The sequence below is a fragment of the Rhodanobacter sp. FW106-HT46G03 genome (assembly GCF_058789895.1).
The window spans coordinates 2,139,397-2,157,670 of sequence record NZ_JBYTCC010000001.1 but is presented as its reverse complement, the minus strand read 5'-3'; the positions used below and the strand labels follow the sequence as shown (position 1 = coordinate 2,157,670).

Here is an 18,274-nt window from a genome sequence, read left to right as displayed (position 1 = left end):
GCGCGGATGCGCCATCGATGAACCCAGACCGGCGGTGCCGGTGCGGAGACCACGCGAACCCATGAGCGAAACCACCGATACCCAGCCCGTCGACGAAAACAAGTTGATTGCCGAGCGGCGCGAAAAACTGACTGCGCTGCGCGGGCGGGGCATTGCCTTTCCGAACGACTTCCGCATCGACAGCTTTGCCGGCGACCTGCAGGCCGAGTTTGCCGACAAGGAGGCGTGGACGCCGGAGGCGATCGAAGCGCTGCATCGGCGGGTGAAAATGGCCGGCCGCATCGTGCTCAAGCGCGTGCAGGGCAAGATCAGTTTCGTGCAGGTGCAGGACATGGGCGGGCGCATCCAGTTGTTCCTGCACCAGAACGCGCTGGGCGAGGAAACCTACGGCGCGTTCAAGGGCTGGGATATCGGCGACATCGTCGGCGCCGAGGGCGAGCTGATCCGCACCAAGGCGGGCGAACTGTCGATCAAGGCGGACCAGCTGCGGCTGCTGACCAAGAGCCTGCGCCCGCTGCCCGACAAGCACCATGGCATGGCCGATGTCGAGCAGCGCTACCGCCAGCGCTACGTCGACCTCATCGTCACCCCGGAGGCGCGCGACACCTTCCAGAAGCGCTCGCGCGTGATCGGCTTCATCCGCCACTGGCTGGAGGCCGCACCGCGCCGCTTCATGGAAGTGGAAACGCCGATGATGCACGTGATCCCCGGCGGCGCCACGGCCAAGCCGTTCGTTACCCACCATAATGCGCTGGACATTGATCTTTACCTCCGCGTGGCGCCGGAGCTGCACCTGAAGCGCCTCGTGGTCGGCGGCTTCGAGCGTGTCTACGAGCTCAACCGCTGCTTCCGCAACGAGGGCGTCTCCACCCGCCACAACCCCGAGTTCACCACGCTCGAGTTGTACCAGGCCTACGCCAGCTACAACGAGATCATGGATCTCACTGAAACCCTGATCCGCGAAGTCGCGCGGACGGTGATCGGCACCACGCAGCTCAGTTGGGACGGCAACACAATCGACGTCGGCCAGCCGTTCCGCCGCTGGACGATGGAAGACGCCGTGCTGGAGAAGAACCCGGAGATCCGGCGCGCCGAATTGCGCGATCGCGCGGCGCTCGCTGCGCACGCCAGGCGCCTCGGCATCGCCGTCAAGGATGGCTATGGCTGGGGCAAGCTGCTGCAGGAAATCTTCGAGAAGACGGTGGAGGAAACGCTGATCCAGCCGACCTTCATCACCCAGCACCCGAAAGAGGTTTCCCCGCTGGCGCGCGAGAACGATACCGACAAGGGCATCACCGACCGCTTCGAGCTGTTCGTCAGCGGCAAGGAAATCGCCAACGGTTTCTCCGAGCTCAACGACCCGGAGGATCAGGCCTCACGGTTCAAGGCGCAGGTCGCCGCGCTGGCTGCCGGCGACGACGAGGCCATGCACTACGACGCCGACTACATCCGTGCGCTCGAAGTCGGCCTGCCGCCCACCGGCGGCCTCGGCATCGGCATCGATCGCCTGGTGATGCTGCTCACCGGCTCCGCGTCCATCCGCGACGTGCTGCTGTTCCCGTACATGCGCCCGGAGGCGTGACCATGTGGTACGCGATCGTTGGCACCGACAACCCGGATTCGCTGGCAGGCCGCAAGGCGGCGCGGCCAGCGCATTTGGCGCGGCTCAAGCAGCTGCAGGCGGAAGGGCGGCTCTTCGTGGCCGGACCGTTTCCGGCCATCGACTCCCCCGACCCCGGCCCGGCCGGGTTCACCGGCAGCCTGATCGTGGCCGAATTCACGTCGCTGGCGGATGCCGAAACCTGGGCCAAGGCCGATCCGTACCTGGCCGCGGGGGTTTATCGCGAAACCGCGGTCAAGCCGTTCCTGAAGGCGTTGCCGTGAGCGACCACGGCGCGACGATGGCCGAGATCCGCGCGCGGCTCACCGCCGAATTCGCGCCGAGCGAGCTGGAGGTGATCGACGACGGCCACCTGCACATCGGCCACGCGGCGGAAGGCAAGGGGCACTATCGCGTGCGCATCGTCAGCGCCGCGTTTGCCGGGGTCGCGCCGGTCAAGCGCCACCGGATGGTCTACGCGGCGCTGGCCGACCTGATGGATCACGGCGTCCACGCGCTGTCGATCGATGCGAAATAACCCGCCCCTTCCGGCAGTGACCGCATGCGCCTGACCACGATCAAACTCGCTGGCTTCAAGTCCTTCGTCGACCCGACCACGTTGAACCTGCCGGCCAACATGACCGGCGTGGTGGGGCCGAACGGCTGCGGCAAATCCAACATCATCGACGCCATCCGCTGGGTGATGGGCGAAAGCGCGGCATCCCGCCTGCGCGGCGATTCGCTTACCGACGTGATCTTCTCCGGCTCCACCTCGCGCAAGCCGGTGGGACAGGCGACGGTGGAGCTGATCTTCGACAACGGCGACGGCACGGTGCAGGGCGAGTACGGCCAGTACGCCGAAATCTCGGTCAAGCGCCAGGTCACTCGCGACGGGCAATCCGCGTATTACTTGAATGGCGCGCGCTGCCGCCGACGCGACATCACCGACCTGTTTCTCGGTACCGGCCTCGGTCCGCGCAGCTACTCGATCATCGAGCAGGGGATGATTACCCAGATCATCGAGGCGCACCCCGAAGAACTGCGCACCCATCTGGAAGAAGCCGCCGGTATCTCCAAGTACAAAGAGCGCCGCAAGGAGACGGAGAGCCGCATCAAGGCCACGCGCGAAAACCTCGATCGCGTGAAAGACGTGCGCGACGAGGTGGACAAACAGCTCGAACACCTGAACCGCCAGGCCCGTGCGGCCGAGCGCTGGAAAGCGCTGAAGGAGGAGCAGACACGCAAGGAAGGCGAGCTGCGCGCGCTCGAATACCGCGGCTTGAAACGCCAGCACGCAGGCGAGAGCGAAGGTCTTGCGACGGCGGAAACCGGGATCGAGAAGCAGCTTGCCCGCCAGCGCGAGATTGAAGCGCAGCTGGAAAGCATGCGCGAGCGCCATACCGAAGCCAGCGAACATTTGAGCGCGGTGCAGGCCGACGTCTACAAGGTGGGCGCCGAGATTGCGCGGGTCGAGCAACAGGTTCGCTTCAACCGGGATACCGCCGAACGCCTGCAGCACAGCCAGGCGGAGGCGGAGCGCGAATTTGCCGAGCTTTCCGCGCAGGTCGACGGTGACCGCGAGCAGGCCGAAACCCTGCGCACCGCACTGGCCGAAGGCGAACCGCGGCTGGAGACCTTGCAGCAATTGCAGGACGACACCGCCGAGGCGCAGCGCAGTGCGGACGCCAAGCTTGCCGATTGGCAGCAGCGCTGGGACGCGCACACGCGCACCGCCGGCGAGTCGAGCCGTGCCGCCGAGGTGGAGCGCACCAAGCTCAACTATCTCGATCGGCAGTCGCTCGACCTCGCCAAACGGCGCGAAACGCTCGAGGCCGAGCAGCGCGCCACCGACTTTGCCGCGCTCGAAGCCGAAGCCGAACGCATGGCGGGTGAGCACGACACCCAGCGCGAAAAGCTCGAAACCCTCGGCGCCATGCTCGATCAGCACAAGACCAGCTATGAGCAGGTTGTCGATCAGGAGCGGCAACTGCAGTCCACGTTGAACGACGCGCGTTCGCAATTGCAAACCTCGCGCGGTCGTTTGTCCTCACTCGAGGCCTTGCAGCACGCCGCGCTCGGGCAGGAGGAAAGCCCGGCCAACCAGTGGCTGGCGAAGCTCGGCCTTGGCCAGGCGCAGCGCCTTGGCGAGGCACTGCAAGTTGCAGCCGGCTGGGAAACCGCGGTGGAAACCGTATTGGCGGCCCTGATCGACGGCGTGTTGATCGATGACGTCCATGCCGTTGCCGGCGAGCTGTCGGGCTTGCACGATGCCGACATCGCCCTGCTCGACAGCGCGCACGGTGGTGCCGGCGCCGATGGCACACTGGCGGCGCAGGTACGCGGCCCGGCGGCGGCGTTGCGCCTGCTTGGCAAGGTGCAAACCGCGGCCACGCTGGACGCGGCCCGCCAGCGCTGCGCCACGCTGGGCGATGGCGAATCCGTCATCACCCAGGGCGGCGAATGGCTTGGCCCAGGCTGGGCGCGTGTGCGCCGGGCGCAAGGCAACCAGGTCGGCGTGCTCGCCCGCGAGCGCGAGATTCGCCAGTTGACCGACGAGGTCGCGCTGCTCGACGCGCGCATCGAGGCGACCACCGGTGAGCTGGAGGACCTGCGCACGCGCAAGTTCGAAGCCGAACGCGCGCGCGACGACACCCAGCGCGAGCTGTACAACGCGCATCGCCGTGCCTCCGAGCTGGCCGGCCAGTTGCAAAGCCAGCGCGGCAAACTGGAAACCATGCGGGCACGCAGCGAAAAGGTCACCGCCGACGTGGCTGCGATCGCCGCGCAGATCGACGAGCTGCAGGCGCAAACGCGCGAGGCCCGTGCGCAACTGGATGCGTCGGTTGGCCACATGGGTGACCTCGAAGACCGGCGCCGCGAGCTGGAAAACGAGCGTCGTGCCCTGCTTGAAGCCCGCGAAGAAGCGCGCATGAACGCGCGCGACGCCGCCGACCAGGCGCACACGCTGGCGTTGTCGCTGGAATCCAAGCGTTCCGCGCGCGCCTCGCTTGAACAATCCCTGGCGCGGATGGACACCCAGTTGCGCCAGATCGACGCGCGGCGGCAGGCGATTGCCGAGCAGCTGGCAGCCGGCACCGACCCCATTGCCGAGCTCGAAGCCGAGCGGCAAACCTATCTTGATCAGCGTCTGCTGGTGGACAAGCAACTGGTCGATGCCCGTCGCGCACTGGAGGAGTCCGATCTCGCCTTCCGCCAGCTCGAACAGCGTCGCCAGCTGGCCGAGCAGGAGCTTGCCGGGCTGCGCGAAAGCCTCTCCGAAAAGCGCCTCGCCGCACAGGCGCTGCAGTTGCGCGCCCAGCAATTGGCCGAAGCCATCAGCGCCGCGGGTCTCGATCTGGAAACCCTGCTGGCGGAACTGGCCGAGGAGGTCGATGCCACGCAGTGGAAACAACAGCTCGACGAGCTTGCCGGCAAGATCACCCGGCTGGAGCCGGTGAACCTTGCCGCGATCCAGGAGCACGCCGAGAAGAGCGAGCGCAAGACTTATCTCGACAACCAGCTTGCCGACCTCACCAGCGCGATGGAAACGCTCGAAGGCGCCATCAAGAAGATCGACCGTGAAACCCGCCAGCGCTTCAAGGAAACCTTCGACAAGGTCAACGCCGGCATCCAGGAGCTGTTCCCGCGCCTGTTCGGCGGCGGCCACGCCTATCTCGAGCTCACTGGCGACGACCTGCTCGACACCGGTGTGGCGATCATGGCGCGCCCGCCGGGCAAGCGGCCCTCCAACATCTCGCTGCTCTCTGGCGGCGAGAAAGCACTCACCGCCGTGGCGTTGGTGTTCTCCATCTTCAACCTGAACCCGGCGCCGTTCTGCCTGCTGGATGAGGTGGATGCGCCGCTGGACGAGGCCAACGTGGGCCGTTTCTCCAACATGGTGCGCGAGATGAGCGAGAAGGTGCAGTTCATCTTCATCAGCCACAACAAGGCCGCAATGGAAGTGGCCAACCAGCTGTGCGGCGTGACCATGCGCGAGCCTGGCGTATCGCGTCTGGTGCAGGTGGATCTGGCGGAAGCGGCTAAACTTGCCGGTACGGCCTGAACGTGACCCCGGTCACGCACTCGCCTCGAATGAGATAAGGAGCGAACCATGACGCTGCAACCGATGCTTGCCTTGGCATGGAACCCCGCGGTTGGGCTGCCGTTGCTCATCATCGGCATCGTCGTGCTGGCATTGATCTGGCTGTTTGGTGGGCCGAAGAAGGCGCAACAGGGGCGCCGTCGCCCGGAAGCGGGCCAGGGCACGCACACCGCCGAGCGGTTCGAACCCACGCTGGGCGGGCAAAGTGAATCGGAGGGGGGCAGGACGGATGGCCTGTCGTTCTCGGCCACCGACAGCCTCGATCCTGTTGCGCCACCGGCTCCGCAACCGCCCCATCAAGGCGAGCTCGACGTCGGCCTGCGCGAAGAGCTTGAACGCTTGAGCACCACGTTGGCGAGCGAACACAAGCCGGCCACCCCGCGCAGCAGCCGGCTGGCCGGGCAGGCCGCGGCCATCGTCGACGCGTTGCGCGCGCCGCGGAAGGGTGAGCCGACCATTGGCAATCTCGATGCCGCCGCTGCGGGCGAGCCCGTCGGACCGTCACCGCTGGCTTCCCCGTCCGTGACCCCGCCACTGGCCGCGGCACCGGCGCAACCCCCGCAACCGGCCGCACCGCGAATGCCGCCACGCTCCGACCTGGGGCGCCGCCCGTCCCAATGGACGGTTGAACGAATCGTCACCTTGTTTGTCGTCGCGCGCGAGGGCGCCAGCTTCAACGGCGCCGATCTGGTCGTTGCCGCGGAAAAGGCCGGGCTGGAGTTTGGCGACATGGGCATCTACCACCGCCTTGTGGACGGCAAGCGCGACCAAGGCCCGATTTTCAGTGTGGCCAACATGCTGAAGCCTGGCAGCTTCGATCTCGCCCGCATCGACACGTTGCGCACGCCTGGCCTGAGCTTTTTCATGACCTTGCCGGCACCGCTGCCCGCACTCGATGCCTGGGACACCATGCTGCCCACGGCGCAACGCCTGGCCGAGCTGCTGGATGGCCAGGTGCTGGACGAGGAACGCAATGCTCTGGGACGCCAGCGCATTGCCCACATCCGCGACGAATTGCGGGGTTGGGATCGCGACCACGAAGGCAAAGAGATCCACATCGGACACTGATGCGGGCGTTGCGGGTGGCGAGCATCCACGGCAACAGCCGTTCGTGCTGGGCTCGCCGCAAGCTGTGAAGCCATCGGCCGGGCGGTGTTGTCGTGCCGGCTGAGCCTGGCTCCGTTACCTCACACGATCGCCAGTACCGCCTCCGGCGGTCGGCCGATAACCGCCTTGCCGTTGGCGACCACGATCGGGCGTTCAATCAGGATCGGGTGTGCAAGCATGGCGGCAATGAGCGCGTCGTCATCGAGCGCCGGGTCGGCCAGGCCGAGCTCCTGATAGATCGCCTCGCCCGTGCGCAACAATCCGCGCGGCGTCATGCCGAGCAGTTGCAGCAGATGCCTGAGTCCGGCGGCATCGGGCGGAGTGTCGAGATAATTCACCACTTCGACCTCGCGGCCCGCGAGCAGCGCGAGGGTGGCGCGCGACTTGCTGCAGCGGGGGTTGTGGTAGATGCGGATCATCAGCGGTTGCCGGAACGGTTGCCGCCGCGTCCGTGCGGACGTCCACCGCCAGGGCGACCACCGCCGAACGGCGGGCGATTGCCGCCCTGACCTTGCCCTTGTGGCCGCCCGCGGCCACCGCGGTTGCCGGCGCCGGCCGGGCGATTGCCGGCGTGGTAGCCGGCAAAGCCGGTGTGCGGGCCACCCGCGGCAGCGCCCGGGGCGCCGGGCCCGCCGCGGCGTTTGCCATGGGCTGCCGCGGCGCCGTCGCGGGTGTCGCCGGCAAACCAGGTGCGCACCGAGGGCAGCTCCTGACCGGGGGCAACGCCGCGGCGATTCTTCTTGCGTGGACCGCCGGTCGGACGCTCGGGCAGGGCGACGTTGCCGTTCACCTCGCGGCCGGGTTTGCGCGGTTTCTGGCGACCGCGCGGCGCATCCACGCGAATGCGGTCAAAGGCGCGAATCTCGCGTGCCTCGTCCTGGTAACCAGCGCTCCAGGCACTGGCGGCGCCTTGTTCCGGGCGGTATTCGGTGACATTGCGGTTGGCGCGGCGCTGGTGCAGGACCGCGCTCAAGGTGAGCACCGGCTGCGGAGCGCTGACTCCGCCGAGTTCACGCAGGCGCTTTACCGCTTCTTCGTCGAGCGCCTCGCAATCGCCGCGGCGCAGCGTACGCGGCAGCTCGACGCCGCCGTAGCGGATGCGCTTGAGCCGGCTGACCAGGAAACCCTGTGAATCCCACAGGCGGCGCACTTCGCGGTTGCGGCCCTCACGGATGACCACGCGGAACCAGCTGTGGCTGCCACCGCGGCTGATGACGCCGATCTCGTCGAACCGCGCCGGGCCGTCTTCAAGGTCGATCCCGGCCTTGAGCTTTTCGATTACTTCGTCCGGCACCTCGCCGTGCACGCGGCACAGATATTCGCGTTCCACGCCGGCCTTGGGGTGCATCAGCGCGTTGGCCAGCTCGCCGTCGGTGGTGAGCAGCAGGATGCCGGTGGTGTTGATGTCGAGCCGGCCCACGGCCACCCAGCGCGCGCCCTTCAGACGCGGCAGCTGCTCGAACACGGTCGGGCGGCCTTCCGGGTCGTCCCGCGTGGTGAGCACGCCTTCGGGTTTGTGGTAGATCAGCACCTCGGCGTCGCTGCGGGTATCGGTGGCGACCACGAACTGCTTGCCGTCGACCACCACGCGGTCACCGGCATGCACACTGGTGCCGATCGTGGCCGGCGCGCCGTTCAACTCGATTTCGCCGGCCAGGATGCGTTGTTCGAGCATGCGGCGCGAACCGAGGCCGGCGTTGGCCAGCACCTTGTGCAGGCGTTCTTCGAGCGGAGCAGCGTCGCTGGCGGGCGCGCGCTTCAGGGACAGGATGGATTTTTGCGGCGCAGTCATGCGCGGTACTCCTCAGGGATTCGGTGCGTCGCCGTCGGTAACGGCGTCCGGCGCGGCGGTTGCCGTCTCGGCAACCGGGGGTTCTGGTTCGGTAGTGGCTGCGTCGTCTGGCGCAGTGGCTACGGTGTCGGGTTCGCTTTCGATTGCCAGCGGGTTGGCCGGTGCGGCCAGTGCAGCGGCCGTGGCCTCGGGGTCGATCGGCAGGTCCTTGATGACGCGCGGCGGCAGTGGCGTCTGGTCAAAGCCGAGTTGCGGGTCTTCCATGTCGCGGATTTCGGCCAGCGGCGGCAGCTCGTCCAGCGATTTCAGATTGAAGTAGTCGAGAAACGTGCGCGTGGTGCCGAACAGTGCCGGTTTGCCCGGTACGTCGCGGTAGCCGACGATGCGGATCCACTCGCGCTCTTCCAGCGTCTTGACGATGTTGGAGGACACCACGACGCCACGAATCTGTTCGATCTCCGGCCGCGTGATCGGTTGCCGGTAGGCGATCAGCGCCAGGGTTTCCAGCAGCGCGCGCGAGTAGCGGCTGGGTTTTTCGGTCCACATCTTCGCCACCCACGGGTGCACGTCGCGACGCACCTGGTAGCGAAAGCCGGAAGCCACCTCGATCAGCTCGACGCCGCGGCCGGCGCAATCGTCGACCAGGGACTCCAGCGCGCGGGCAATGTCCTCGCGGTCGACCTCGTCTCCTTCACCGAACAGGTCGCCAAGCTGGGCCACGCTCAGTGGCTGGCTGGCGGCCAGCAAGGCGGCTTCGACGATGGGTTTGAGTTGTTCGCTCTGCATGGCTGTGCGTGTCGATTCAAGGGGCGCCGTCGGAGGCCTGCGGGGTGTCGTAGGCCGGCTCGCCGGCTTCGTCGTCGGCGTCCGGCGCGGTATCGGTCATGCTGGCAGGATGCTGCACGCGCGCTTTCAGGTAGATCGGCGCAAGCGGAGCCTCCTGCACGATCTCGACCAGGAACTCCTTGGCGAGCTCAAGCATGGCGAGGAAGGTGACCACTACGCCCAGGCGGCCTTCGCCCGGGTCGAACAAGGTCTCGAAACGATGGAAATCGGCGCCGTCGAGCTTGCCCAGCAGGTCGCCCATGCGCTGGCGCACGCTGAGCGCATCGCGCTTGATCGCATGGTGGCCGAACAGCTCGGAGCGGCGCAGGACATCCTTCAGTGCCAGCAGCATTTCGCGCAGTTCGAGCGGTGGCGGCAGGCGGATCACGTTGTGGTCGCCGGCATCGGCATGCACCGGCACGGTGTCGCGTTCGAGCCGGGGCAGGGACTCGATGTCCTCGGCGGCCTTCTTGAAGCGCTCGTATTCCTGCAGGCGGCGCACCAGTTCGGCGCGCGGGTCTTCCTCGAGGCCTTCCTCGGCCGGCGGTCGCGGCAGCAGCAGGCGCGACTTGATCTCGCCGAGGATCGCGGCCATCAGCAGGTATTCGGCCGCCAGCTCCAGCCGCATCACGTCGTGCATCATCTCGATGTACTGCATGTATTGGCGGGTGATCTCGGCAATCGGGATGTCGAGGATGTCGAGGTTCTGCCGGCGGATCAGGTACAGCAACAGGTCAAGCGGGCCTTCGAACTCTTCCAGGATCACTTCCAGCGCATCCGGTGGGATGTACAGATCCTGCGGCATTTGCAGCACAGGTTCGCCACGCACGACTGCCAGCGGCATTTCCTGCTGCTGGGGTGGTGTCGCAGGGTTGTCCTGCGCAGCGACCGGGCCTTGCGGTCCGAGGGGTTCGGTGCTCATCAATGCGTGTCATTGGGCCGCATGGCGGCCGGCAAAACGTTCTGGTCCATCAAGGGCGAAACATTGGCCTGGTGACGACACCGCCGCGCCGTGTTCCAGCGCGGTGGCGACGCCAAAGCGGTGCTTCGGCAAAACGGTTGCACGCGATATCTGCGTGCCGACCCCGGCTTTCCCCTGTCACGGCCGGCAGGCCGCGCGCGCTTGCGGCGCGGCTGGCATGCGGTAGTTGCCACCATGGGCCGGCGCGCAGGCCGGTTGGGCATGACAGGAACTGGACAGTGCAGTGGCGAATCATGTCGCCGGCAAGTCGGAGCGATCGGCCCGAGACATCGTCGGGTGCCACTGCCGCCGGAAGCAACCGGCTGGCGTCTGGCTGTGGCACCACGTGTGGGGGAAGAGTAACGGGGTGCGGCGGTCAAGTCCAGCCATCACCGCGCTGGCGCACGGAAAGGATTTCTTCGCCGAGTACAATTCGGGCTCTGTCGTGCCGGCACGGGGCGGTCGCGCAAAGGCGAGTGACCTGCAGCGTCGAAGTTGGCAAACCTGGGGCAACACGGCTCCCGGCAATTGGGCCGCCTTGCGGTCGGACGTGGTGGCACAACGCTTGCTTGGAACGCTTCATGGCGGTTTTTGCCGGCCACAACCACGGTGCAACATATGACGGGCTTGGCCGACAAGGGGATACGAATGGCAAAGGACGACAACAAGCCCGGCAGCGAAGCCGAACACCTGCGACCGGCGCGCATGCAGATCGAGACCACGGTGCTGATGAGCCGCGGCGTCGCATCCCATCCGACCGAGCTGGTCGACATCTCGGCCACCGGCGCCCTGCTGCGGCGGCCGTTGGGATGGGAAGGCGAAGTGGGCCAGACCTGGCTGCTCGACATGATTTTCGGCAGTGACCTGCACATCCATCTGGAAGCGCAGGTGGCGCGCATTGCCGACCATCACCTCGGCTTTTCCTACGTGGCGATCCCCGAGGACAAGCAGGTGCCATTGTGGAACCTGCTCGGCGGCTACGCCGACATCCTCGAACTTTGGAAGGATTGAACCGCCGCGCGTCCCCGAGCGGCGGGTTGTCGTGGATTAACCCGCCGCTTTTGCCGCTTGTGCGCGCGCCTCGTTGCGCAACTCGCGGCGGAGAATCTTGCCAACGTTGCTCTTGGGCAGGCTGTCGCGAAATTCGATCAGTTTGGGGCGCTTGTAGCCGGTGAGCTGGTCGTGGCAGAACGCCTTGAGGGCTTCGGCGGTGAGGTTCGGGTCCTTGCGCACCACGTAGAGTTTCACCACCTCGCCGGAGTGCTCGTCCGGTACGCCCACGGCGGCCACCTCGGCCACGCCGGGGTGCAGCATCACGGCGTCCTCGACCTCGTTCGGATACACGTTGAAGCCGGACACCAGGATCATGTCCTTCTTGCGGTCGACGATGTAGAAGTAGCCGTTCTCGTCCATCCGCGCGATGTCGCCGGTATGCAGCCAGCCGTCGGCGCCGAGCACCTTGGCGGTCTCCTCCGGGCGCTGCCAGTAGCCCTGCATCACCTGCGGGCCCTTGACCATCAGCTCGCCCACGCCGCCCACCGGCAAGGGCTGATTGTCCTCCGACCACACGGCGACGTTGGTGGACGGCACCGGCAGCCCGATCGAGCCGTTGTACTCCTTGAGGTCGAGCGGGTTGATACATGCCGCCGGCGAGGTTTCGGTGAGGCCGTAGGCCTCGGCCAGCGTGCAGCCGGTGACCTTCTTCCAGCGCTCCGCCACCGCCCGCTGCACCGCCATGCCGCCGCCGAGCGTCAGATGCAGGCGCGAGAAATCCACTTCGGCAAACCCCGGCGTGTTGAGCAGGCCGTTGAACAACGTGTTGACGCCAGTCAGCGCGGTGAAATGCGAGGCCTTCAGTTCCTTGACGAAGCCCGGCATGTCGCGCGGGTTGGTGATCAGCCAGTTGAGCCCGCCCATGCGCATGAACACCAGGCCGTTCGCGGTGAGCGAAAAGATGTGGTACAGCGGCAGCGCGGTGATGATGACTTCTTCGCCGGGCTTGGTGTTGCCGCCGACCCAGGTGCCGGCCTGCAGCATGTTGGCGACCATGTTGCCGTGGCTCAGCATCGCGCCCTTGGCGACGCCGGTGGTGCCGCCGGTGTACTGCAGGAAGGCGAGGTCGGCGTGGGTCAGCTCGACCTTGGGCACCGGGTGCGCGGCGCCTTGCGCCAGCGCGTCGCGAAAGCGCACGGCGGTCGGCAGCTGATAGGCCGGCACCATCTTCTTGACATGCTTGAGCACGAAATTGACGAGTGCGCCCTTGGGGAAGCCGAGCAGATCGCCAATGCCGGTGGTGATGATGTGCTTGACTTGGGTGCCGGCGACGACTTCCTGCAGCGTCTTGGCAAAGTTGTCGAGGACCACGATGGCGCGGGCGCCGGAGTCTTCGAGCTGATGGTTGAGCTCGCGCGCGGTGTACATCGGGTTGGTGTTGACTACCACGATGCCGGCGCGCAGCGCGCCGAACAGGGCGATCGGGTACTGCAGCACGTTCGGCATCATGAGGGCGATGCGGTCGCCCTTGGCCAGCCCGATCACGCCGGTGAGGTAGCCGGCAAACTGCCGGCTGAGCGTGTCGATCTCGCCGTAGCTGAGCACCTTGCCGAAGTTGGCAAAGGCGGGGCGATCACGGAACTTGGTGAACGCTTCTTCCACTACCGCCGCCACCGAACCGTAGGTGTTGATGTCGATTTCGGCGGGTACGCCGGCGGGATAGTGCGCCAGCCACGGACGGTCATTGCTCATGCTTTGGATCCCCTGTTGTGTCGATGACAATGGGCGGATGGAAGCGTCGCGTTGGCGTAGGCATCCGTCGTGGATTGTGACCGAAGATTTGAACATGCGCCGGCGTACGGGGCAAGCGGCAATGCAACGATTCGAGGTGGCCATGAAGGACGTGAAGGTACTGGTTTTGCTGGTCATGACGATGCTGATCGGCGTCCCGATCACCGCCTGCCGACGCACGCCGGACGAGGTGCAGGTGCGCGCCGCGATTGCGGCGGGTGCGCAGGCAGTGCAGGCGGGTTCGGCCAGCGATCTGGGTGCGGTGCTGACTGACGATTTCGACGGTAATGCCGGTGAGCTTGGGCGGCGCGACCTGGTGCGCATGGTCGCGGGCCTGGCGTTGCGCGGCGAGCATGTTGGCGCCACCACCGGGCCGATTGCCATCGAGCGTCGTGGCGACCGGCTGGTGGCGGATTTCACCGTGACGCTCACCAGCGGTGGGCGCGTGTTGCCGGATCGGCTTGGCGTATACCGGGCGGAAACCGCCTGGCGCAGGGAGGGTGGCCACTGGCGTTGCTACCGCGCCGCGTGGAAGCGCTCGCTGTAACGCGTTTCTCGCGGCCATGAAAAAACCGCCCCGGCAAGCCGGGGCGGTCGGGTGCTGCGGTGACGCGTGGATCAGCCGGCTTTCTTCTCGTTGGCAAGCTGGCGCAACACGTATTGCAGGATGCCGCCGTGGCGGTAGAAGTCGCGCTCCTTCGGCGTCAGCAGCATCACGTGCACGGTGAACTGCTTCTTGCTGCCGTCGGACGCGGTGGCCGTGATCTTCGCCTCTTTCGCGTTGCCGTTGTCCAGCCCGGTGATGTCGAACGTCTCGGTGCCATCCAGCCCCAGCGTCTTGGCGTTTTCGCCCGCGTTGAACTGCAGCGGCAGCACGCCCATGCCGACCAGGTTGGAGCGGTGGATGCGCTCGAAGCTCTCCGCCAGCACGGCCTTGATGCCGAGCAGCAGCGTGCCCTTGGCCGCCCAGTCGCGCGAGGAGCCGGTGCCGTATTCCTTGCCGGCCACCACCAGCAGCGGCGTGTTGGTTTCCTTGTACTTCATCGCGGCGTCGTAGATCGCCATCTGCTCGCCGGTCGGCAGGTACTTGGTGTAGCCACCTTCCACGCCGTCCAGCAGCTGGTTCTTGATGCGGATGTTGGCAAACGTGCCGCGCACCATCACGTCGTCGTTGCCGCGCCGCGAGCCGTAGGAGTTGAAGTTCTTCGGATCGACGCCGTGTTCGATCAGGTAGCGGCCCGCCGGGCTGTCCTTCTTGATCGCGCCAGCCGGGGAGATGTGGTCGGTGGTGATCGAGTCGGCAAACAGGCCGATCACGCGTGCACCGTGCACGTCCTCGACCTTGCCCACCGCCATCGTCATGCCGTCGAAGTACGGCGGGTTCTTGATGTAGGTGGATTTTTCCCACTCGTAGACGTCGCCGTTCGGGAACGGGATGGCATTCCAGCGCTCGTCGCCCTTGAACACGTCGGCGTAGTTCTTCTTGAACATGTCGGCGGTGATGCGACCGGCCATGGCTTCGCCGATTTCGCGGTTGGACGGCCAGATGTCCTTGAGATAGACCGGCTGGCCGTTCTTGCCGGTGCCGATCGGATCCTTGGTGAGGTTGATGTCCAGCGTGCCGGCCAGCGCGTAGGCGACCACCAGCGGCGGCGAGGCGAGGTAGTTGAGCTTGGTCTCGGCGTGCACGCGGCCTTCGAAGTTGCGGTTGCCGGAAAGCACGGCGGCGACGGCGAGATCGCCCTCGCTGATGCCGGCGCTGACTTCCTCCGGCAGCGGGCCGGAGTTGCCGATGCAGGTGGTGCAGCCGTAGCCGACCACATAGAAGCCGATGGCTTCCAGATCCTTGAGCAGATCGGTCTTGACGAGGTAGTCGGTCACCACCTTGGAGCCGGGCGCCAGCGAGGTCTTCACCCACGGCTTGGAGTTGAGGCCGAGGTCGTGCGCCTTCTTGGCCAGCAGGCCGGCGCCGACCATCACCGTCGGGTTGGAGGTGTTGGTGCACGAGGTGATCGCGGCGATCACCACCGCGCCATCGTCCAGCTTGAAGGTCTGGCCGTTGCGCTTGACCGTGACGCCGCCTTCGGCGTGCGGCTTGCTGCGGCGCGCGGTCATCGGCACCACGACTTCGTGGAAGTTTTCCTTGGCCTGGGACAGCAGCACGCGATCCTGTGGGCGCTTGGGGCCAGCCATCGACGGTACGACGTCGGGCAGGTTGACCTCGACCACGGTGGAGTACTCGGCGGCCGGGGTGTGCTCGTCGTGCCACAGACCCTGTGCTTTGGCATAGGCTTCGACCAGCTTGACCTGCTCGTCGCTGCGGCCGGAGAGGTGCATGTAGTCGAGCGAGACCTGGTCGATCGGGAAGATGCCGCAGGTGGCGCCGTATTCCGGCGACATGTTGCCCACCGTGGCACGGTCGGCGAGGCCGAGGTTCTTGAGGCCGGGACCGAAGTATTCGACGAACTTGCCCACCACGCCGAGCTTGCGCAGCTTCTCGGTCACCGTCAGCACGAGGTCGGTGGCGGTGACGCCTTCGGCGAGCTGGCCGGTCAGCTTCACGCCGACCACCTGCGGGATCAGCATCGACGAGGGCTGGCCAAGCATCGCGGCCTCCGCCTCGATGCCGCCGACGCCCCAGCCGAGCACGCCCAGGCCGTTGATCATGGTGGTGTGCGAGTCGGTACCGAACAGCGAATCCGGATAGGCGTAGGTTTCGCCCTCGATCTCCTTGGTGAACACCACGCGGGCGAGGTATTCCAGGTTCACCTGGTGCACGATGCCGGTGCGCGGCGGCACCACGCGGAAATGCTTGAATGCCTTCTGGCCCCAGCGCAGGAAGCTGTAGCGCTCGCGGTTCCGTTGGAACTCGATCTCGACATTCTTCTCCAGCGCGCCCTCGGAGCCGAAGATGTCCACCTGCACCGAGTGGTCGATCACCAGCTCCACCGGGTTGACCGGGTTGATCTGGGTGGCGTCGCCACCGAGCTTGACCACGGCGTCACGCATCGCGGCCAGGTCGACCACGCACGGCACGCCAGTGAAATCCTGCAGGATCACGCGCGCCGGCATGAACGCGATTTCGGTCGACGGCGTGGCCGATGGCACCCATTTCGCGATGGCTTCGATCTTGTCCGGCGTCACATCCACGCCGTCCTCGTTGCGCAACTGGCTTTCCAGCAGGATCTTGAGCGAGTAGGGCAGGCGCTTGATGTCGAAGCGTTGGCCGAGTTTGGCGAGGCTGAAGAAGCGGTACTTCTGGCCGTTGGCTTCGAATGTGTCGCGTACCTGGAAGGAATCTTTCATGGGGGCTCCTGGCGAAATCCTGCTGCTGGGACGGTGGCGGTCTGGCGTAATCGACGCGATCAGGTGCACGAAGATGGCAATTCGCGTGCAAAGTTGGCGTGATTGTCGCCCGGTCGGCGCGTTGCCGAGTGCTGCAAACGCGACGTACTGGCCAAAGGCCGTATAGCATGGCGAGCCACGCAGCCATCCACAAACGCATTTCATGACATGCAGCATTCGATGATTTCGACCGGGCTCGCCGCGGTCTCGCTGCGCGACCTGGCGATGGTGCAGGCAGTGCACCAGCACGGCAGCTTCAACCATGCCGCGCGCGCCATGCACATCAGCCCCTCGGGCCTGTCCCATCAAGTACAAAAGGTGGAGCAGGCGCTGGGGGCGCCGCTGTTCGAGCGCGGCGGGCGCAAGGTGGTGCCGACTGCCGGTGGGCGCCGGCTGCTGGCGCGCATCGACGCCGTGCTGGGCGCCGCCGAGGCTCTGCAGCAAGGTGCGCATGCCGGTGAACTGGCGTTTGGCGGCGAGTTGCGACTGGGCGTGCCCGCCTCGCTCGGGCCGTATCTCTTGCCCCACCTGATTGCGCCGTTTCCGCAGCATTTCCCCGGCGTGCGGCTGGGTATCTCCGAAGGCAAGCCGCGCGGCCTGCTGCGACGGCTGCGCGAGGCCGAGCTGGACGCGGCGCTGGCGCCGCTTACCGTGGCCGGCAGTGGCGTGGTTGTTACACCGCTGTTTTTCGAGCCATGGGAAGTGATGCTGCGCGCCGACCATGCGTTGGCCGGGCGCCGCAGCGTCACGCTTGACCAGCTTGATGCCGCGGATGCGATCCTGATGGCCGAAAGCCATGCCGACGGCGAGGGCTACGTGCAGGACGTGAGCCTCGAAAGCCTTGCCGCGCTGGTGAGCCTGCGTGGCGGGCACACCTTTGTGCCGGCGCTGGCGCACGCGCGGCTGGCGTCCAAGCCGGACATCGTGCTGGCGAAGATTCGTGGCCAGGTGCCGGGACGCGAGATCGCGCTTTACTGGCGCGAGGCGACGCCGTGGCAACCCGATTTGCAGGCGTTCGCCAAGCTGCTGCGGCAACTGGCGCGGCAGCTGGCAGGGCTCAAGCTGATCGGCTGAGGTTCGGCGCCGGAAAAGGTCCGGCAGGCGGTTTTTTTAACCGGTGCTCAGCCGCCGTTGTCCAGCGTGGTGCCGGTCAACAGGCCGCGCGCGAGCATGCTGCACTGGCGCCGGAACAGCAGCAGTTGCCATTGGCGGCCGCCGAGCTGATGCCACAACACCGCGGAGCGCACTGCGGCGAGCAGGTTGCTGCGCACCTTCTCCACGATGGGCGCTTGCTGCAAATGCGTCGGGTTGCCGTTGACCATCACCCGCGGGCGCAGGGTGGACAGGGTTTGCGCGTAAAGCTCGGCGAGCCGTGCCGTCACTTGCGGCGAGCCCATGCCGAAATGTTCGACCTGGCGCTGCGCGGCGATGATGCCTTGCTGCAGCTCGTCGAGCAGGTCGCGCCGGCCGGACAGGCTGCGTTCCACGCGCATCACCGTCATTGCCATGCGCGTCACGGTCATGTCGTTGCCGTTTTCGTCGAGCTGCGACACCAGCGTACGCAGCCCCAGCCGTACGCCGGCGGTACTGCCATACACCGCTACCACCGACGGCGCGTCGATGCGGAAGACGCTGGCCAGTCCGGCTTCCATGGCACCTTCGTCGCAGCGGCCGTCGTTGGCCAATTGCTTGGTCAAGAGGCAGGCCTGGTACAAACCAGCCAGCGCCAGCACGCGTTCCTCGCTCATCGCAAAAGCT

15 protein-coding genes are annotated in these 18,274 nt (G+C 66.4%); 8 read left to right on the top strand and 7 right to left on the bottom strand.

Annotated features, from left to right (window positions below; genetic code table 11):
- The first annotated feature begins 61 nt into the window (after positions 1–61).
- Genes lysS through zipA form a run of 5 tightly spaced genes read left to right on the top strand, consistent with a single transcriptional unit; the run spans position 62 to position 6,770 of the window.
- Complete coding sequence (gene lysS / locus AC3WP6_RS09340) at positions 62–1,582, top strand: lysine--tRNA ligase (RefSeq protein WP_492627447.1); 1,521 nt, start codon at positions 62–64, stop codon at positions 1,580–1,582.
- Positions 1,583–1,584: 2 nt separating this feature from the next.
- Positions 1,585–1,884 carry a YciI family protein gene (locus AC3WP6_RS09335; RefSeq protein WP_492627446.1) on the top strand — a complete coding sequence of 100 codons (300 nt, stop codon included), beginning with the start codon at positions 1,585–1,587 and terminating at the stop codon, positions 1,882–1,884.
- Positions 1,885–1,901: 17 nt separating this feature from the next.
- Positions 1,902–2,138: a BolA family protein gene (locus AC3WP6_RS09330; RefSeq protein WP_492628673.1), complete on the top strand. Its 237-nt coding sequence runs from the start codon at positions 1,902–1,904 to the stop codon at positions 2,136–2,138.
- 24 nt (positions 2,139–2,162) lie between these two features.
- On the top strand, positions 2,163–5,663 hold the full coding sequence (smc, locus tag AC3WP6_RS09325) for a chromosome segregation protein SMC (RefSeq protein WP_492627445.1): 3,501 nt from the start codon (positions 2,163–2,165) through the stop codon (positions 5,661–5,663).
- Between the two features lie 48 nt (positions 5,664–5,711).
- Positions 5,712–6,770 carry a cell division protein ZipA gene (gene zipA, locus AC3WP6_RS09320; protein ID WP_492627444.1) on the top strand — a complete coding sequence of 353 codons (1,059 nt, stop codon included), beginning with the start codon at positions 5,712–5,714 and terminating at the stop codon, positions 6,768–6,770.
- A gap of 119 nt (positions 6,771–6,889) precedes the next feature.
- Here the strand turns inward: zipA and arsC are convergent, their stop codons facing one another.
- The 4 genes from arsC to AC3WP6_RS09300 are packed head-to-tail and all read right to left on the bottom strand — an operon-like array spanning position 6,890 to position 10,348.
- Entirely contained in the window at positions 6,890–7,228 is a 339-nt protein-coding gene (gene arsC, locus AC3WP6_RS09315; protein ID WP_492627443.1) for an arsenate reductase (glutaredoxin), read from the bottom strand.
- The gene (locus tag AC3WP6_RS09310; protein WP_492627442.1) at positions 7,228–8,601 is read right to left on the bottom strand and encodes a pseudouridine synthase; all 1,374 of its coding nucleotides are present in this window, start codon (positions 8,599–8,601) and stop codon (positions 7,228–7,230) included. Before AC3WP6_RS09310 ends, arsC begins: the two co-directional genes overlap by 1 nt.
- Positions 8,602–8,613: 12 nt before the next feature.
- Positions 8,614–9,387, bottom strand: a complete 774-nt coding sequence (gene scpB / locus AC3WP6_RS09305; RefSeq protein WP_492627441.1) for an SMC-Scp complex subunit ScpB — start codon at positions 9,385–9,387, stop codon at positions 8,614–8,616.
- 16 nt (positions 9,388–9,403) lie between these two features.
- A complete protein-coding gene (locus AC3WP6_RS09300) occupies positions 9,404–10,348 on the bottom strand; it encodes a segregation and condensation protein A (RefSeq protein ID WP_492627440.1) in 945 nt (314 codons plus the stop codon).
- Between the two features lie 687 nt (positions 10,349–11,035).
- On the opposite strand from AC3WP6_RS09300, the gene AC3WP6_RS09295 reads away from it, so the two are divergent.
- A complete protein-coding gene (locus AC3WP6_RS09295; protein ID WP_492627439.1) occupies positions 11,036–11,398 on the top strand; it encodes a PilZ domain-containing protein in 363 nt (120 codons plus the stop codon).
- 36 nt (positions 11,399–11,434) lie between these two features.
- Here the strand turns inward: AC3WP6_RS09295 and AC3WP6_RS09290 are convergent, their stop codons facing one another.
- On the bottom strand, positions 11,435–13,132 hold the full coding sequence (locus AC3WP6_RS09290) for an AMP-binding protein (protein WP_492627438.1): 1,698 nt from the start codon (positions 13,130–13,132) through the stop codon (positions 11,435–11,437).
- A gap of 121 nt (positions 13,133–13,253) precedes the next feature.
- On the opposite strand from AC3WP6_RS09290, the gene AC3WP6_RS09285 reads away from it, so the two are divergent.
- Positions 13,254–13,718, top strand: coding sequence for a hypothetical protein (locus AC3WP6_RS09285; RefSeq protein WP_492627437.1), 465 nt, complete (start codon positions 13,254–13,256; stop codon positions 13,716–13,718).
- A gap of 71 nt (positions 13,719–13,789) precedes the next feature.
- Here AC3WP6_RS09285 and acnA read toward each other — a convergent pair whose 3' ends face one another.
- Positions 13,790–16,477 (bottom strand): aconitate hydratase AcnA, encoded by a 2,688-nt coding sequence (gene acnA, locus AC3WP6_RS09280; RefSeq protein WP_492627436.1) that lies wholly within the window; start codon positions 16,475–16,477, stop codon positions 13,790–13,792.
- Between the two features lie 207 nt (positions 16,478–16,684).
- Between acnA and AC3WP6_RS09275 the strand changes: the two genes are divergently transcribed.
- On the top strand, positions 16,685–17,590 hold the full coding sequence (locus AC3WP6_RS09275; protein ID WP_492627435.1) for a LysR family transcriptional regulator: 906 nt from the start codon (positions 16,685–16,687) through the stop codon (positions 17,588–17,590).
- Between the two features lie 47 nt (positions 17,591–17,637).
- On the opposite strand, the gene hflD is transcribed toward AC3WP6_RS09275, so the two are convergent.
- Complete coding sequence (gene hflD / locus AC3WP6_RS09270; protein WP_492627434.1) at positions 17,638–18,264, bottom strand: high frequency lysogenization protein HflD; 627 nt, start codon at positions 18,262–18,264, stop codon at positions 17,638–17,640.
- Positions 18,265–18,274 lie beyond the last annotated feature (10 nt).

What these genes read in the sequence shown, in the direction of transcription:
- lysS (WP_492627447.1), top strand. Translation starts at nt 62, where the DNA reads ATGAGCGAAACCACCGATACCCAGCCCGTCGACGAAAACAAGTTGATT.
- AC3WP6_RS09335 (WP_492627446.1), top strand. Translation starts at nt 1,585, where the DNA reads ATGTGGTACGCGATCGTTGGCACCGACAACCCGGATTCGCTGGCAGGC.
- AC3WP6_RS09330 (WP_492628673.1), top strand. Translation starts at nt 1,902, where the DNA reads ATGGCCGAGATCCGCGCGCGGCTCACCGCCGAATTCGCGCCGAGCGAG.
- smc (WP_492627445.1), top strand. Translation starts at nt 2,163, where the DNA reads ATGCGCCTGACCACGATCAAACTCGCTGGCTTCAAGTCCTTCGTCGAC.
- zipA (WP_492627444.1), top strand. Translation starts at nt 5,712, where the DNA reads ATGACGCTGCAACCGATGCTTGCCTTGGCATGGAACCCCGCGGTTGGG.
- arsC (WP_492627443.1), bottom strand. Translation starts at nt 7,228, where the DNA reads ATGATCCGCATCTACCACAACCCCCGCTGCAGCAAGTCGCGCGCCACC.
- AC3WP6_RS09310 (WP_492627442.1), bottom strand. Translation starts at nt 8,601, where the DNA reads ATGACTGCGCCGCAAAAATCCATCCTGTCCCTGAAGCGCGCGCCCGCC.
- scpB (WP_492627441.1), bottom strand. Translation starts at nt 9,387, where the DNA reads ATGCAGAGCGAACAACTCAAACCCATCGTCGAAGCCGCCTTGCTGGCC.
- AC3WP6_RS09300 (WP_492627440.1), bottom strand. Translation starts at nt 10,348, where the DNA reads ATGAGCACCGAACCCCTCGGACCGCAAGGCCCGGTCGCTGCGCAGGAC.
- AC3WP6_RS09295 (WP_492627439.1), top strand. Translation starts at nt 11,036, where the DNA reads ATGGCAAAGGACGACAACAAGCCCGGCAGCGAAGCCGAACACCTGCGA.
- AC3WP6_RS09290 (WP_492627438.1), bottom strand. Translation starts at nt 13,132, where the DNA reads ATGAGCAATGACCGTCCGTGGCTGGCGCACTATCCCGCCGGCGTACCC.
- AC3WP6_RS09285 (WP_492627437.1), top strand. Translation starts at nt 13,254, where the DNA reads ATGCAACGATTCGAGGTGGCCATGAAGGACGTGAAGGTACTGGTTTTG.
- acnA (WP_492627436.1), bottom strand. Translation starts at nt 16,477, where the DNA reads ATGAAAGATTCCTTCCAGGTACGCGACACATTCGAAGCCAACGGCCAG.
- AC3WP6_RS09275 (WP_492627435.1), top strand. Translation starts at nt 16,685, where the DNA reads ATGCAGCATTCGATGATTTCGACCGGGCTCGCCGCGGTCTCGCTGCGC.
- hflD (WP_492627434.1), bottom strand. Translation starts at nt 18,264, where the DNA reads ATGAGCGAGGAACGCGTGCTGGCGCTGGCTGGTTTGTACCAGGCCTGC.